Here is a 13152-nt window from a genome sequence, read left to right on the forward strand (position 1 = left end):
ATGCCCCTTGTCCCGGCCGCAGTGAACCGCAACCGGAGCGGGAGGGCAATACGTCATTGGTCCAGATAGTTAAGCCACGCACCGGTTGTGTGGAGAAGGAGCGCGGACCTGGGCGTGGGCCGGTCCTATTCGCCGCGCAGGCGCTGGTCGTCCTGCACGCGGACATGCTCGGCGCCGCGCGCGCCTGCGGGCGAGAGCCGCAGCATGCTCAGGACCGCGCCGCAGAGCGCAAATCCGACGCCAGCGAGGAGCGCGACTCGGGTTCCGTCAAGTGGATAGAGGCCGAGGAACAGCGCCACCAGCGCCGCGCCCGTGGTCTGGCCGAGCAGCCGCGCCGTGCCCAGCATGCCGCTGGCGCCGCCGGCGCGCTCGCGCGGGGCGGCTGCGATCATGGTGCGGTTGTTGGGGGTCTGGAACAGGCCGAAGCCGGCGCCGGCCAGCGCCATCCGCCAGATCACGTCGAGCGGCGTTGGCGCGGCGGGCAGGAGGGCGAGCGCGCCGAGCCCGCAGGCGAACAGCGTGAGCCCGATGCCGCCGAGCAGGCCCGCCGGATAATGCTCGACCAGGCGGCCGGCGAGGGGGGCCGCGAAGGCGATGGCGATCGGCCACGGCGTGATCAAGAGGCCCATATGCACGGCGGAATAGCCGAAGCGGCTCTGGAGATAGAACGGGATCGCGACGAAGGCCAGCATCTGCCCGCAGAACGATGCGATCGAGGTCGCGATCGACAGTGCGAACACCGGGATGCGCAAGAGGTCGACCGGCAGCAGCGGCGAGGCCATGTGTGTCTCGCGGTAGATCAGCAGCGCACCGGCGACGAGAGCGATGGCGAACTGGACGAGGCAGGTGAGCGCGGCCTCGCCATGGCCGACACTGTCGATCGCGGCAATGCCGACGCCAAAGGTGATCGCGGAGAGACCAGCGCTCTGCCAGTCGAAGGAATGGCTCGCGGGCTTGGTGTGCGGCAGGCTGCGCAGGCCGAGCACCAGCGTCACCGCGCCGAGCGGGACGTTGATGGCGAACAGCCAGGGCCAGCTTCCGACCGCGAGGATTCCGGCCGCGAGCGTCGGGCCGACCGCGGCCGAGCAAGCGACGACAAGCGCATTGAGCCCGATGCCGCGGCCGAGCAGACTGCGCGGATAGGTGAAGCGCACCAGCGCCGCGTTGACGCTCATGATGCCGGCCGCGCCAAAGCCCTGGACGATGCGTGCGACCGTCAGCAGCGGCAGCGTATGCGCCAGCGCGCAGAAGGCGGATGCGAGCGTGAACAGCACGAGCCCGACCAGATAGACGCGGCGATAACCGACGATCTCGCCGAGCGAAGCCAGAGGCAGCAGCGAGATGGTGATCGCGAGCTGGTAGCCGTTGACGATCCAGATCGAGAAGGCCGGGCTCGCGTCGAGGTCGGTCGCGATCGTCGGCAGCGCGACGTTGGCGATGGCGCTGTCGACCACCGCCATGATGATGCCGAGCGCAATGGTCAGGATCGCCTGGTTGCGCTGGGGCTGCGGCAGGCCGTCGGCATGCACTGTTGGGGCGGACGACATGGTAATCGTGTTCGGTTGAGGCGCAGTTGCTCGTTCGCAACTTGAGCCGACCCGGGATGGTTCCAGCCAAAGCCGATGGCTATTTCGGCTTCTGCGGCTCCTGAATCGCTCTGAGGTAGTTTACCACGGCCTCGGCGTCGTCGCGGCCGAATCGAAACGTCGGCATGAAGCGGTGAATGCTGCTGTAGCCGTCCTGAAGGCGCTGCATGAAATCGGGATCGTAGAGCTTGTTCTCGCCGAGGCGGCGAAACGGCGGCGCCACCTTGTTCGGGCTCGTGCCGGTCTTCCCGACCGCGTGACACCGCGAGCACATCCGCTGCAACAGTGCTTCAGCGTGCCGCTGCTCGAAGTCCATGGCTTGACTGCCGGTGCTCCATAGCACGGCAACGGCCAGCAGGGCCGGCACGAACCTCTTCATCGAGCATTCCCCGTCATTCTCAGCGCGAGTTTGCCTTGCCCCAGACGTAGAGTGCGATCAAAACGATCGTTACCACTGTCGAGAAGATCAGAATGCGGCGATCCCAATCGATCCTCTCTCTCTCACCCTTTCTGAAAGTGAGGGCCGTAAACAGGGCCTTCATGGCAAATCGGCGCATCGGAAGCCTCGCGAGGACCGTACGATGCCACGGCCGACGCGAGCGGGCTTGATGCAGCTCAAGCCCGGGCGCGCTACACCGCCGGCGGATTGCGGTCGGTGAAGGTCGTGCGCTGGTGCCAGTAGGGATAGGGCAGCGTCACCTTGCTCGCGGCATCGAGCTTTGCGATCTGGTCCTTGGTCAACGACCAGCCGACCGCGCCGAGATTTTCGCGCAGCTGCGTCTCGTTGCGCGCGCCGATGATCAGCGTCGAGACCGTCGGACGCTGGAGCAGCCAGTTCAGCGCAATCTGCGAGACGCTCTTTCCCGTCTCCCTGGCGACCTCGTCGATCGCGTCGACCACACGATAGACGTGCTCGTCCGGCACGGGCGGGCCGAAATCGGCAGTCTTGGGCAGGCGGCTGACCTCGGGCTTCGGCTGCCCCCGGCGGATCTTTCCAGTGAGGCGTCCCCATCCGAGCGGCGACCAGACCACGGCGCCGATCCCCTGGTCGAGGCCGAGCGGCATCAGCTCCCACTCATAGTCGCGGCCGATCAATGAATAGTAGGTCTGATTGGCGACGTAGCGCGGGAAGCCGTGCTTGTCGGCGACGGAGAGCGACTTCATCAGGTGCCAGCCTGAAAAGTTCGAAACGCCGACATAGCGGATCTTGCCGGCGCGCACGAGCACGTCGAGGGTGGCGAGCACCTCTTCAGGCGGGGTGAAGGCGTCGAAGCCATGGAGCTGGAACAGGTCGATGTAGTCGGTGCCGAGCCGGGCGAGCGAGCCGTCGATGGCCGCGAGCAGATGCTGCCGTGACGAGCCGATATCGTTGGGCCCGTCGCCGAAGCGGAACGTCGCCTTGGTCGAGACCAAAACCTTGTCGCGGCGGCCCTTGATGGCTTCGCCGAGAACACGCTCGGACTCGCCGAGCGAATAGACGTCGGCGGTGTCGAACATCGACACGCCGGCCTCGAGACAGATATCGAGAAGGCGGCGGGCTTCGCTCGCGTCCGTGGTGCCCCACGCAGCGAGGCGGCCGACGCCGCCGAAGGTGCCGGTTCCAAGACTCAGAGCGGGCACCATGAGGCCTGACCGGCCCAAGCGTCGGTATTCCATCGATATGCTCCTCGGCTGGCCGCTGGTTGATCGATGCGGCCTTGGCGCCGAAGTTAGCGCAAGCGAGCGCCTTGTCCTATCGCGCAGTCACATACCGGCCTTGCTCGGGAACGCTCTAGTCGTGCCGAAGCATGTCGTCGAACGCGGCATCGACGACGCGCGGGCCGACGGTTTCCACTGAAGCCTGCGTCTTGATTGCTGCTGCGACAGAGGGCGTGCAGGCGAGCTCAACGGTGCGCGCCTGCCGCGGCAGGAACGCAAGGCTCCAGCCCACCACGACCAGCGCCGCGAGCCGGATCGCGATCATGCCCAGCAACAGCTCGGATCCGCTTGTCGTGGCGTGAGTCCTCATGCGTGCCAGCCTGATGCAGGCTGCCAACCAAGACAATCTGGAATTGCCGAGCGCTGCCTTCGCTCAGGACGAAGGCTTGCGGTGATGGCGGACCGGGATGGGCGTCCTACGCCAGGCAATGGCCGAGCAAGTCCGGATGCGCGGCACAGATGTGATGCGCGCCGGCGTCCCGCAGCTCGGCCTCGCTGCCATAGCCATAGAGCACGCCGATCGCGGTCATGCCGTTGGTCCGGGCGCCGACCACGTCATGGCTGCGGTCGCCGATCATGATCGCACTGGTGGGATCGACCCTGGCTTCGTCGAGGGCGTAGCGGAGCAGGTCGCGCTTGTCGACGCGTGTGCCGTCGAGCTCGGAGCCGAACACGCGTTCGAAATAGGGCTTCAGGCCGAAATGATCGACGATGCGCGTGGCGTAGACCGCGGGCTTGCTGGTGGCGACGAACATGCGCGGTGTTGTCGCGGCCAGCGTCGCCAAGGTGTCCGTGATGCCGGCATAGGCCTCGTTTTCGAACAGGCCGATATCGGCAAAGCGCTCACGATAGAGCAGCAGCGCCCGGTCGGCGAGCTCGTCGGTGCCCGTCAGCTTTTTCAGGCTGGCATGCAGCGGAGGCCCGATGCACCAGGTCAGCTTGTCCTCGCTCGGCACCGCAAGGTTCAAGCGCTCAAGCGCATATTGGATCGAGCGGGTGATCCCAGGCTTCGGGTTAGTCAGGGTGCCGTCGAGATCGAAATAGATTGTCATCATCAATGCGGAACCGGCGTGGAGACTGCCGCCCGTTGCTAATTGGATCAGGCCTCAAGTCAAGACCCTGCATCATGCCGTCGTGCGCATTCGACGATCAGAATGCAGCGCGACCAAGCTGAATAATGCCTGGCGGCGCTGAGCTTGTTCCGGACAATGCAATCCCCCGGTATGCGTCGGTCGGCACAGGCTGCGGAGAGGTTCAGGAAGGCGGCGCTCGCGGACAGATTTGGCGAGGAATCAGGAGCAATCTCGGATCCGGCGCCGCCAGCCGTCTTGTTGTCGCGGCATTTCAGACAATTCGAAATGGTTGGTCCGTCGAAATCGCGTTCGCTGAAGTCGCGCCCCGTTATAAAGCTCGCTATTGGCGGGACGTAAGCGTAGAGTCGCGTCATCACCGCCCTTCCCACGGCTTCCATCGGTGACTGAGGGTCACGAGCGCTCCCGCCGAACGAGGAAGAGCGTGCATGCCTCGATTTCGTCTGGCCGACTGGATCGTGCCGCCAGTGATCGTCCCGATGTTTCTACTGCTTCTGGTGGCTGCGGCGGCTTTTCTGCGTGGATAGGACGCCACTGCAATATCTGGTGAGCGCGCGCGATCAAAGCGGCTACGTCAGCTTGGGTCGCACCACAACGGCTGCCGCTTTGAAGAAGGCGAGGGAGCTGTTGCAGGAAGGCTATCTCGACGTGCGGATATGCACACCGCAAGGCCGGATTCTGCTCTCCGATGAGTTCGACCAGTTCGAGGCATGAGGTGACGCCTGCGGTTCGTCACATGGCGCGCCCGGGTCCATCGCAAGAGAATGCCTCGTGTGAACGCCGCCCCGGAAAGGTATCTGGATGAAAACGCTCCTTGTCGTATTGACGCTCGGCGCATTCGCGCAAGGCGCTATCGCCGGTGAATCTGACTGCCGCGAGATCGAAAGCACGAGCGGACGGCTCGCCTGTTACGACGCCGCGTTTCCTCCGAAGGTGAAGAAGTCCATTGCCGTGGAAATCGACATATCTCGGGCCCCATACAAGGATCCATTCGTTGCGGAAGAGGCTCGAACCGCGGCGAAGCTGAAGAATATCTGTCGCGGTTGTTGAGGCTTGTAACCAGGCAGCGCGGGCGTGGCAGCGGGCTGACGGCGTGAACAAGCGCCATTAACGGGAGGATCTGTCATGTCACTTACACAATTTGGCGTCGATGACGGGCCACATACCATGGACGGGCTGCGACTGAGCGCGCGGGATGGCGCTGAGCCGGTCGAGGCGTTCATTGGCCGCAAGGTGATGGATATCTGGGTCGCCTCGGTCGCGCATCGTGTCGGCAAACAAAGCCTGTTCCGTGGTCAGTACAATGCGCTCGGCAAACTGAATCTTGCGTCGATCGAGCGCATCGTCAGTGCAAAGTACCAGCTTGGAGTCACGCTCAACCGCCAACACCCGTTTGTCGAGGTTCTGGTCTCGGACATTGAGGAAAGTGGTGAGGCCCTTGATCTGAGCGAGCTCGTGCGCGAGCCGTTGCCGCCGGCATTCCATCGGCTGGCTTGAGCCGGTCAGGATGACCATCGAGCATGCCGCCGTCGAGATCGCCCGCAAACCCTGGGGCCGCGTCGATCTGCGTCCCTGGAGCAGCATCGACGCTTCGGCTGATCCGGTCGGTGAGTTGCGGCTTGGGCGTATCGACAAGCGTGCGCCCAGCCCGGCGCTCCTGCTCAAGCTGCTGTTCACCAGCCAGCCCTTGTCGATCCAGGTTCACCCGAATGACGAATTCGCACACGCCATCGGCTTGCCGAACGGGAAGACCGAGGCGTGGTACATCCTGTCGGCGCCGCCGGGCGCGCGGGTTGCGCTGGGGTTGAAGCGGAAACTCACGCCGCAGGCATTGCGCGCGGCAATCAGGGACGGCTCGATTGCGGGCCAAGTGCAATGGCGTCCTGCCGCGCCAGGCGACGTCATCTTCGTTCCCGGCGGCACGATCCACGCCATCGGCGCCAATATCGTGCTCGCCGAGATTCAGCAGCAGAGCGATACGACGTTCCGTCTGTTCGATTTTGGCCGGCAGCGCGAGCTGCATGAGGACAGTGCCGTGGCCGCCTCCGATGCCCGGCCGTCGCCAACGCAATTGCCTCCGCGGCGTCTCACCGACGGTCGTACGGTTCTCGTCGCGAGCTCGCCTTTCGTTCTCGAGCGGATCGATCTTCAAGCCAATTCGCATTGGGAGCTCGATACCGATCTGGAAGCCTGGCTCCTCGTCATCGACGGGAAGGGGCGCATCGGACGGGCGAACGTGACCGTCGGAGAGGCCATCTTCATTGAGGCCGACAGCGCCGGCATCGACATTGGCCCGAGCGGGATGAGCATCCTGCTCGCCTATCCGGGACCGGATCCCATCGCATCCTTGCTGCAGGATTGTACGGGACTGACGAAAAATTCCGCCGCCGCCCAGGCGCCGACATCAAGTGAAATCATCGAGGTACCGACATGACGCCGCTCCACCGTATCGCCGTCATCGGCAACTCGCTGCCTCGCCGATGCGGAATTGCAACCTTCACGACCGACTTGCACAAGGCGATCTCGATGTCGCGTGCGGATCTGGAGACCAGCATCGTGGCGATGACCGATCCCGGTCAGGCCTACGACTATCCTCCGGCGGTCGCTTTTCAGATCAAGGACGGCCATATCGACGACTACATGCGCGCCGCTGATTTCCTCAATGCCGGCCGGTTCGACATCGTGTGCCTCCAGCACGAATTCGGGATTTTCGGCGGTGAGGCCGGCGCCCATATCCTGGTGCTGTTGTCGCGCCTCACCATGCCGGTCGTGACGACGTTCCATACCGTGCTGGCGCGTCCGACGGCCAAGCAACGCGCCGTCGTGGAGCGTATCGTCGACGCGTCGTCGAAGGTCGTGGTGATGGCCAACAAGGGCCGGGAGCTGTTGCGTGACGTCTACCTGGTGCCGGACGACAAGATCGAGGTAATTGCGCACGGCATTCCCGATGTCGCATTCGTCGGGTCCGACGCAGCGAAAGCCAGGCTCGGATTTGCGGGAAAGTCGGTCATTCTGACCTTCGGCCTGCTATCGCCCAACAAGGGCATCGAGGTCATGATCGACGCCATGCCGTCGATCATGAAGCGCTGCACGGACGCAGTCTACGTCGTGCTCGGCGCAACGCACCCGAATCTGGTTCGAGACCAGGGCGAGGCCTATCGCGAGGGCCTGATGGAGCGGGTGCGTGAACTTGGCATCCAGGATCACGTGGTGTTCCTCGATCGGTTCGTCGATCTGGCCACGTTGCTCGAATTCATTTCGATGTGCGACGTCTATGTCACGCCCTATCTCAACGAGGCCCAGATGACGTCGGGAACCCTGGCCTACAGCTTTGGACTGGGGAAGCCGGTGGTCTCGACGCCTTACTGGCACGCCCGCGAGTTGCTCACTGAGGGATGCGGAGTCCTGGTGCCGTTCGGCGATGCCGCCGCGATCGGCGGCGAAATCGCAAACTTGCTCACCGACGACGTGCGACGGCAGGCGATGTCTCGGCGCGCCTATGCCGCGAGCCGAATGATGACGTGGGAATGCACGGCCGAGCGTTACATGTCGGTCTTCGAGACGGCACGGCACGGTCACCGGCCCAGGGTGTTTGCGCGCTCCGACATGGGCTTGCCGGGACTGCGTGGCCCCGCGCCGCCGGATATGCAGATCGGCCACTTCCTGTCGATGTGCGACGATGTCGGCCTGCTCCAGCATGCGGTGCACTCGGTGCCCGATCGCGCACACGGCTATTGCGTCGACGACAACGCCAGGGCGTTGCTGCTGGCCTGCGCCCTCAACAATCCGGGCGAGCAACCGCTGTCGGAGGTCCTGACGGCCCGCTTTGCCGCCTTTGTGCAGCACGCGTGGAACCCCGACACCGGGCAGTTTCGCAACTTCATGGGCTTCAATCGCACCTGGCTTGAAGACAGGGGCTCCGAGGACAGTCACGGGCGAACCCTCTGGGCCTTGGGTGAGGCGGCGCGCACGGACGCGAGCCCGGCGCGGCGCCGGTGGGCTGCGGCCTTGTTCGCGCAGGCATTGTCGATCGCGGAGAGCTTTCGTTCGCCCCGCGCGTGGGCCTTCATGCTGCTGGGTTTGGACGCCTACTGCTCCGTGGCGCCGGACGATCTCCATGCCAGGGAAGTCCGGCATTCCCTTGCCGACAGGTTGATGTCCTGTCTGGCGTCGGTGGAGACGCCGGACTGGGTGTGGTTCGAGGAGGGGCTGGCCTATGACAACGCGCGATTGCCGCAGGCCCTGATGCTCGCGGGCATGGCGACGCAAACGCCTCAATATATCGATGCGGGATTGCGGTCGTTGCGCTGGCTCATGACGCAACAGACGACCGCGGCAGGTCAATTCCGGCCGGTCGGCACCTCTGGCTTCGGCGAGCAGCGGCAGCATCCCCGTGCCTTCGACCAGCAGCCGGTGGAAGCAACGGCGACGATTGCGGCCTGCCTCACGGCGTGGCGTGCGGATGGCGATGCCGAATGGAAGGCCATGGCAACGCGAGCCTTCGCCTGGTTTCTCGGCAGCAATGATCTCTCGGTGGCGCTGGTCGATCCGCTCACCGGCAGTTGCCGCGATGGCTTGCACCCCGATCGCGCCAACGAAAACCGCGGGGGCGAGTCGGTCGTTTGCTATCTCCTCGGCCTTGCCGAGATGCGTCAGCTTGCGCGCGTCAACGCGAGCCTGACAAGGCCGATCGCGTTGCGCGCCGTTGGCGCCTGAACTTCACCCTCTTATCCAGCGAGCCGAGGATACCGTGTCACAACCTTCCTTCCTGAACCGGCAGGGACTTCATCTGCGCCCCGATCCAGCGCGGGTCATCGTGCGGCCGTTCAAGCCGGCGACCGAACCGCGCGATCTCAATCCGACCGACAAGATGCGCGCAAATCATATCGTCGAGCGGGTTCTCGCACTTAATTCGGAAGCCGTTGCGGCCCAGCTCGCGGACGTCCTCGATAATTTCGAGGGCCGACATCGGAACCTCCTGGAGAGGTTCGAGGCCCGCGCCGACGATATGGAGGATGCTTTCGCAACGCATGGTATCTTCTCGAAAGCCCAGCGCCAGCTGATCGGCGCCTATTTTCTCAGCGAGTATTCGTTCGAGGCCTCAGCCTTGTTCAATCCGAGCATCGTACCGCACCCCGATCAATCCGGTAGCCCGGAGGGCGGCAAACGCTTCATCCTCAGTCTCCGGGCGATCGGCGAAGGGCATGTGTCGTCGCTGACGTTTCGAACCGGAACGATCGCGGCTGACGGGAGCCTGACCGTCGATCCGACGGCTCGCCTTGCCTCGGTCCCGCGGATCAGCCATCGCGCATCCGGCCCGGACGGCGACCGGGTCGAGCTGACGTTCAGGCCCGAGGAAGATCTCAGCGAGCGTGTCATCTTTCCCGTGACCGAATCCCAATCGAACGGCATCGAGGATGCGCGCTTTGTCCAATTCAGCGACGGCGATCGGAAGACCTATTACGCGACCTACACGGCCTACAGCGGGCGGGCGATCCGGTCCGAATTGATCGAGACCAGCGATTTCATGTCGTTTCGACTGACGCCTTTGCGGGGCGCTGCGGCCCACAACAAGGGCATGGCGCTGTTCCCGCGCAAGATCGGCGGCAGCTATGCCATGATCGCGCGACAGGACAATGAGAACCTGTATCTGGTCTATTCGGACGACCTCTCCACATGGGAAGGCGGCCGGGCCCTTCTGAAACCGCAGTTTCCCTGGGAGTTCGTCCAGATCGGCAATTGTGGGTCGCCGATCGAACTCGACGAAGGCTGGCTGCTGCTGACGCATGGTGTCGGCCCTATCCGGAAATACTCGATCGGAGCGGCGCTGCTCGACAAGCACGATCCATCCAGGGTGCTGGCGCGTTCGAGCGAGCCGCTGTTGCGGCCTGAACCGTCCGAGCGCGAAGGGTATGTCCCCAACGTCGTCTATACCTGCGGCGCGATGAGGCACAATGACCAGATCATCCTGCCATATGCCGTGTCGGACACCTTCTCCAGTTTCGCAACGATCAGGATTTCCGCGCTCATGGATGCGATGCGACGCTGAGCGTTCGCAGTCGTTGACGTCACTTCCGTTTGCCAACAGGGTCAGAGGAGCCGTCATGGTTCGCCAAACAACCTACGTCGTGCAGGCGTTCAATGCCGGCAAGGGCGGGAATCTCAAGGCCGACTCTCCGATCGTCTGCAAATCGGAGAGCGGCGCGCTGCGAACGGCGGAGAGACTGGCCTTGAGCAAGCTCGGCGTCGTTGCGTTCTCGTCCAGCGGCGATGCCGAAATGGGTGACTATGACGATGAGCCGACGGTGTTTTTCCGGAAAGGCGAGCTTCCGGCCGGCTTCGACTAAAGTCCCTGGTTGCGATCGAGAAGATATTTTTCAGAGGAGCCTACATGAGCGAGCGACTTGAAACCCTGAAGAAGGCCCGCGATCGCATGATCGAGGACAGAGACGCACATGCGAAAGTGCTGGCCGCTCCCTTTGTGCGCGACACGGCCGAGCGGGCGCGCAACAAGTTCGTCGAGATTCAGGCGCTGATCGACGCCCTCGACCGCGCCATCAGCGGCGAAAGCCTGGTGCCCGTCAAGAACTGAGGCAGCGCAACGGGAAATCAGCCGACATCTCGTCGCAGGGGAGCGGTCGCATGCCGATGGCTGCGACCCCTTATTGCTGTCTCGCCCATTCGACGATCGCCGCCGCATCCGCGCCGGCCTGGGTCTCCCAGGTGGCGATCGCGTCCGTCGCGGCGTTGCGGAGTGCGGTGACGAGGGACGGCGGTGCGGGCTCGGCGATGTTGACGCCGTTGTCGCGCATGCGCGCATAATTCTCGGTCGTGCGATGGGCCAGCAGCGCGAACTGGCTCTGCTCGGTCTCGGCCGCAGCCGCCATCACCTCGCGCTGCATCGGCTCGGACAGCTCCGCGAACGCCTCGCTGCGGACGAAGGCGATCGAGATCGGCATCGCATAGTTGATGGCCGTGAAATGCGGCAGGAAGTCCCAGAGCTTGCGTCCCGCGCCGCCGTCGCCGGAGGTGAGGAACGCGTTCAGCTCGTGCTCCTTCAATCCGGCGAGCGCTTTGTCCATCGGCAGGAACTGCGCATTGGCCCCGGCCGCGCGCATCACCGCGCTGGAACTGGCGTCATAGGCCCGCAGGTTCAGCTTTGGCAGATCGTCGGCGCCTGCGAGCGCATGATCCGACCAGAGGCCCGTCGCCGGCCAGATCGTCAGATAGAGCAGCTTGAGACCGCGGGCGGCGAACGCCTTTTCGTAGAGTGGGCGTGCCCGCGCATTGGTGGCGCGAGCGACGTCGACCGATTGCACCAGGAAGGGCAGGGTAGAAAGGGCGAGCACCGGGTCGAGGCCGGACAGTGCGCCCGCAAAGGCATCGCCGCCGGCGATCCGGCCGTCCAGCGCCGCGCGCGGCATCTCGCCCGAATTGATCTTGAGCTCGTTGTCGAAGGCGTTGGCCACGGTCACGAAACCGTTAGTGCGCACCGCGACGCGGTCGGCGAAAGTGGTGAGGCCAATCCCGGAAATGTTGTTTTGCGGATATTCCGTGGTCATCCGCCAGTTGACCTGCGCTATGGCCGGCGCGGCGGACAGGACCAGGGCGGCGAGGGCAAGGATCGCGCGGATCCGTTTGGCGGGGGAACGCATTGGGAGAAGCAGGGCAGGCAGCATATACTGGCAACTCGTCGAACCATGGCACGATGCCACAAGATGGCGGATCAGCTTCTCGCATGCCGCGCCGGCGTGCGCCACAGCGATGCTTGGGCAGCGTTGGCGAGAATTGCATCACTCGCCGTTGCCGTGCTGCTGACCTCTGCGACAGAGGTCGCGGCAGGGGACAACTCGCCCGCGGGGACCGACGTCGCGGTGCCGAGCGTCGAGGAGCCGGCGACGCCGCCGCAGAAGCCAGCGGATGCGCGCGAGAGCGACACGCGGGAGTCCATCTGCCTGATCGTCGAGGCGGCCGCGCGGGACGCCAACCTGCCGCTGGAATTCTTCGCCCGCGTGATCTGGCAGGAGAGCCGCTTCCAGGCCGATGCGGTGGGTCCGATGACCCGTAGCGGCGAGCATGCGCAGGGGATCGCGCAGTTCATGCCGGGCACCGCGAGCGAGCGTGGGCTGCTTGACCCGTTCAATCCGGTTCAGGCCTTGCCGAAGTCGGCCGAATTCTTGAACGAGTTGCGCAATCAGTTCGGCAATCTCGGCCTGGCGGCCGCCGCCTACAATGCCGGCCCGCGCCGCGTCCAGGAATGGCTGGCCGGTACCGGCCCGATGCCGGAGCAGACCCGCAATTACGTCTATGCCATCACCGGTGCGACGGTGGATGCCTGGGCGAAGGCCGGCGGTACCGGCAAGGGCCCGCCGAGCGCGCCGCCGACGAGCTGCCGCGATCTCATGGCCCTGTTGAAGCGCGCGCCGAATCCGTTCGTCGCCGAGCTCGAGCAGCATGTAGAGCTGGCCGCCGCGAAGATCTGGGGCGTGCAGCTCGCCGCCGGCTTCGACCGCAACAGGGCATTGGCGATGTATTCCCGTGCCGTCACGCGGCTGAGCGCGGTGATCGGCGAGCGCGATCCGAGCCTGCTGAGTTCGGTGATGCGCAGCCGCGGTACGCGCGCGTTCTACCAGGTGCGCATCGGCGCGGATACGCGCAGCGAGGCGGATGATCTCTGCAACCGCATCCGCAAGGCTGGCGGCGCCTGCTTCGTGCTGAAGAACCGCGGTGTGAGCGGGTAGGACCCCACTCGTCATTCCGGGGCGCGCCCCTTGGCG

16 protein-coding genes are annotated in these 13152 nt (G+C 64.7%); 9 read left to right on the forward strand and 7 right to left on the reverse strand.

The annotated features are described in order from the left end of the window. Positions 1-125: 125 nt before the first annotated feature. The 6 genes from AB5K84_RS20430 to AB5K84_RS20455 all read right to left on the reverse strand — a co-directional run bounded on the left by AB5K84_RS20430 (position 126) and on the right by AB5K84_RS20455 (position 4731). Positions 126-1547 carry an MFS transporter gene (locus AB5K84_RS20430; RefSeq protein WP_110116300.1) on the reverse strand — a complete coding sequence of 474 codons (1422 nt, stop codon included), beginning with the start codon at positions 1545-1547 and terminating at the stop codon, positions 126-128. A 79-nt stretch (positions 1548-1626) separates the two neighbouring features. Next, entirely contained in the window at positions 1627-1965 is a 339-nt protein-coding gene (locus tag AB5K84_RS20435) for a c-type cytochrome (protein WP_110116299.1), read from the reverse strand. Positions 1966-2216: 251 nt separating this feature from the next. Then, positions 2217-3242: an aldo/keto reductase gene (locus AB5K84_RS20440; RefSeq protein ID WP_162603573.1), complete on the reverse strand. Its 1026-nt coding sequence runs from the start codon at positions 3240-3242 to the stop codon at positions 2217-2219. A gap of 115 nt (positions 3243-3357) precedes the next feature. Continuing rightward, a complete protein-coding gene (locus AB5K84_RS20445; RefSeq protein WP_110116297.1) occupies positions 3358-3594 on the reverse strand; it encodes a hypothetical protein in 237 nt (78 codons plus the stop codon). 106 nt (positions 3595-3700) lie between these two features. Beyond that, entirely contained in the window at positions 3701-4339 is a 639-nt protein-coding gene (locus tag AB5K84_RS20450; protein WP_028171544.1) for an HAD family hydrolase, read from the reverse strand. A gap of 56 nt (positions 4340-4395) precedes the next feature. Continuing rightward, on the reverse strand, positions 4396-4731 hold the full coding sequence (locus tag AB5K84_RS20455; protein WP_162603572.1) for a hypothetical protein: 336 nt from the start codon (positions 4729-4731) through the stop codon (positions 4396-4398). A gap of 163 nt (positions 4732-4894) precedes the next feature. Between AB5K84_RS20455 and AB5K84_RS20460 the strand changes: the two genes are divergently transcribed. The 8 genes from AB5K84_RS20460 to AB5K84_RS20495 all read left to right on the forward strand — a co-directional run bounded on the left by AB5K84_RS20460 (position 4895) and on the right by AB5K84_RS20495 (position 10967). Beyond that, positions 4895-5089 carry a hypothetical protein gene (locus AB5K84_RS20460; RefSeq protein WP_135177275.1) on the forward strand — a complete coding sequence of 65 codons (195 nt, stop codon included), beginning with the start codon at positions 4895-4897 and terminating at the stop codon, positions 5087-5089. A gap of 87 nt (positions 5090-5176) precedes the next feature. Further along, positions 5177-5425, forward strand: a complete 249-nt coding sequence (locus tag AB5K84_RS20465) for a hypothetical protein (protein WP_028171546.1) — start codon at positions 5177-5179, stop codon at positions 5423-5425. Positions 5426-5500: 75 nt separating this feature from the next. Beyond that, entirely contained in the window at positions 5501-5872 is a 372-nt protein-coding gene (locus AB5K84_RS20470; RefSeq protein ID WP_011087904.1) for a hypothetical protein, read from the forward strand. 10 nt (positions 5873-5882) lie between these two features. Continuing rightward, positions 5883-6809 (forward strand): class I mannose-6-phosphate isomerase, encoded by a 927-nt coding sequence (locus tag AB5K84_RS20475; protein WP_110116296.1) that lies wholly within the window; start codon positions 5883-5885, stop codon positions 6807-6809. Beyond that, complete coding sequence (locus AB5K84_RS20480) at positions 6806-9091, forward strand: glycosyltransferase family 4 protein (RefSeq protein WP_110116295.1); 2286 nt, start codon at positions 6806-6808, stop codon at positions 9089-9091. The genes AB5K84_RS20475 and AB5K84_RS20480 overlap by 4 nt, the downstream gene beginning before the upstream one ends. A 34-nt stretch (positions 9092-9125) precedes the next feature. Further along, positions 9126-10424, forward strand: coding sequence for a glycoside hydrolase family 130 protein (locus AB5K84_RS20485; RefSeq protein ID WP_110116294.1), 1299 nt, complete (start codon positions 9126-9128; stop codon positions 10422-10424). A gap of 55 nt (positions 10425-10479) precedes the next feature. Beyond that, the gene (locus AB5K84_RS20490) at positions 10480-10722 is read left to right on the forward strand and encodes a hypothetical protein (RefSeq protein ID WP_027548121.1); all 243 of its coding nucleotides are present in this window, start codon (positions 10480-10482) and stop codon (positions 10720-10722) included. A gap of 44 nt (positions 10723-10766) precedes the next feature. Continuing rightward, positions 10767-10967, forward strand: coding sequence for a hypothetical protein (locus AB5K84_RS20495; RefSeq protein WP_011087899.1), 201 nt, complete (start codon positions 10767-10769; stop codon positions 10965-10967). A 70-nt stretch (positions 10968-11037) separates the two neighbouring features. On the opposite strand, the gene AB5K84_RS20500 is transcribed toward AB5K84_RS20495, so the two are convergent. After that, positions 11038-12054: a TRAP transporter substrate-binding protein gene (locus AB5K84_RS20500; protein ID WP_162603571.1), complete on the reverse strand. Its 1017-nt coding sequence runs from the start codon at positions 12052-12054 to the stop codon at positions 11038-11040. 39 nt (positions 12055-12093) lie between these two features. On the opposite strand from AB5K84_RS20500, the gene AB5K84_RS20505 reads away from it, so the two are divergent. Beyond that, positions 12094-13116, forward strand: a complete 1023-nt coding sequence (locus AB5K84_RS20505) for a lytic transglycosylase domain-containing protein (protein WP_246790624.1) — start codon at positions 12094-12096, stop codon at positions 13114-13116. The last annotated feature ends 36 nt before the right edge of the window (positions 13117-13152 follow it).

It is taken from the genome of Bradyrhizobium sp. 1200_D9_N1_1 (assembly GCF_052075915.1).
GTDB lineage: Bacteria > Pseudomonadota > Alphaproteobacteria > Rhizobiales > Xanthobacteraceae > Bradyrhizobium > Bradyrhizobium diazoefficiens.

Bases quoted from the DNA above. Each gene is read 5' to 3' on its own strand.
- AB5K84_RS20435 (WP_110116299.1), bottom strand. From the start codon at position 1,965: ATGAAGAGGTTCGTGCCGGCCCTGCTGGCCGTTGCCGTGCTATGGAGC.
- AB5K84_RS20490 (WP_027548121.1), top strand. From the start codon at position 10,480: ATGGTTCGCCAAACAACCTACGTCGTGCAGGCGTTCAATGCCGGCAAG.
- AB5K84_RS20450 (WP_028171544.1), bottom strand. From the start codon at position 4,339: ATGATGACAATCTATTTCGATCTCGACGGCACCCTGACTAACCCGAAG.
- AB5K84_RS20465 (WP_028171546.1), top strand. From the start codon at position 5,177: ATGAAAACGCTCCTTGTCGTATTGACGCTCGGCGCATTCGCGCAAGGC.
- AB5K84_RS20430 (WP_110116300.1), bottom strand. From the start codon at position 1,547: ATGTCGTCCGCCCCAACAGTGCATGCCGACGGCCTGCCGCAGCCCCAG.
- AB5K84_RS20445 (WP_110116297.1), bottom strand. From the start codon at position 3,594: ATGAGGACTCACGCCACGACAAGCGGATCCGAGCTGTTGCTGGGCATG.
- AB5K84_RS20505 (WP_246790624.1), top strand. From the start codon at position 12,094: ATGGCGGATCAGCTTCTCGCATGCCGCGCCGGCGTGCGCCACAGCGAT.
- AB5K84_RS20455 (WP_162603572.1), bottom strand. From the start codon at position 4,731: ATGACGCGACTCTACGCTTACGTCCCGCCAATAGCGAGCTTTATAACG.
- AB5K84_RS20500 (WP_162603571.1), bottom strand. From the start codon at position 12,054: ATGCTGCCTGCCCTGCTTCTCCCAATGCGTTCCCCCGCCAAACGGATC.
- AB5K84_RS20495 (WP_011087899.1), top strand. From the start codon at position 10,767: ATGAGCGAGCGACTTGAAACCCTGAAGAAGGCCCGCGATCGCATGATC.
- AB5K84_RS20480 (WP_110116295.1), top strand. From the start codon at position 6,806: ATGACGCCGCTCCACCGTATCGCCGTCATCGGCAACTCGCTGCCTCGC.
- AB5K84_RS20440 (WP_162603573.1), bottom strand. From the start codon at position 3,242: ATGGAATACCGACGCTTGGGCCGGTCAGGCCTCATGGTGCCCGCTCTG.
- AB5K84_RS20470 (WP_011087904.1), top strand. From the start codon at position 5,501: ATGTCACTTACACAATTTGGCGTCGATGACGGGCCACATACCATGGAC.
- AB5K84_RS20475 (WP_110116296.1), top strand. From the start codon at position 5,883: ATGACCATCGAGCATGCCGCCGTCGAGATCGCCCGCAAACCCTGGGGC.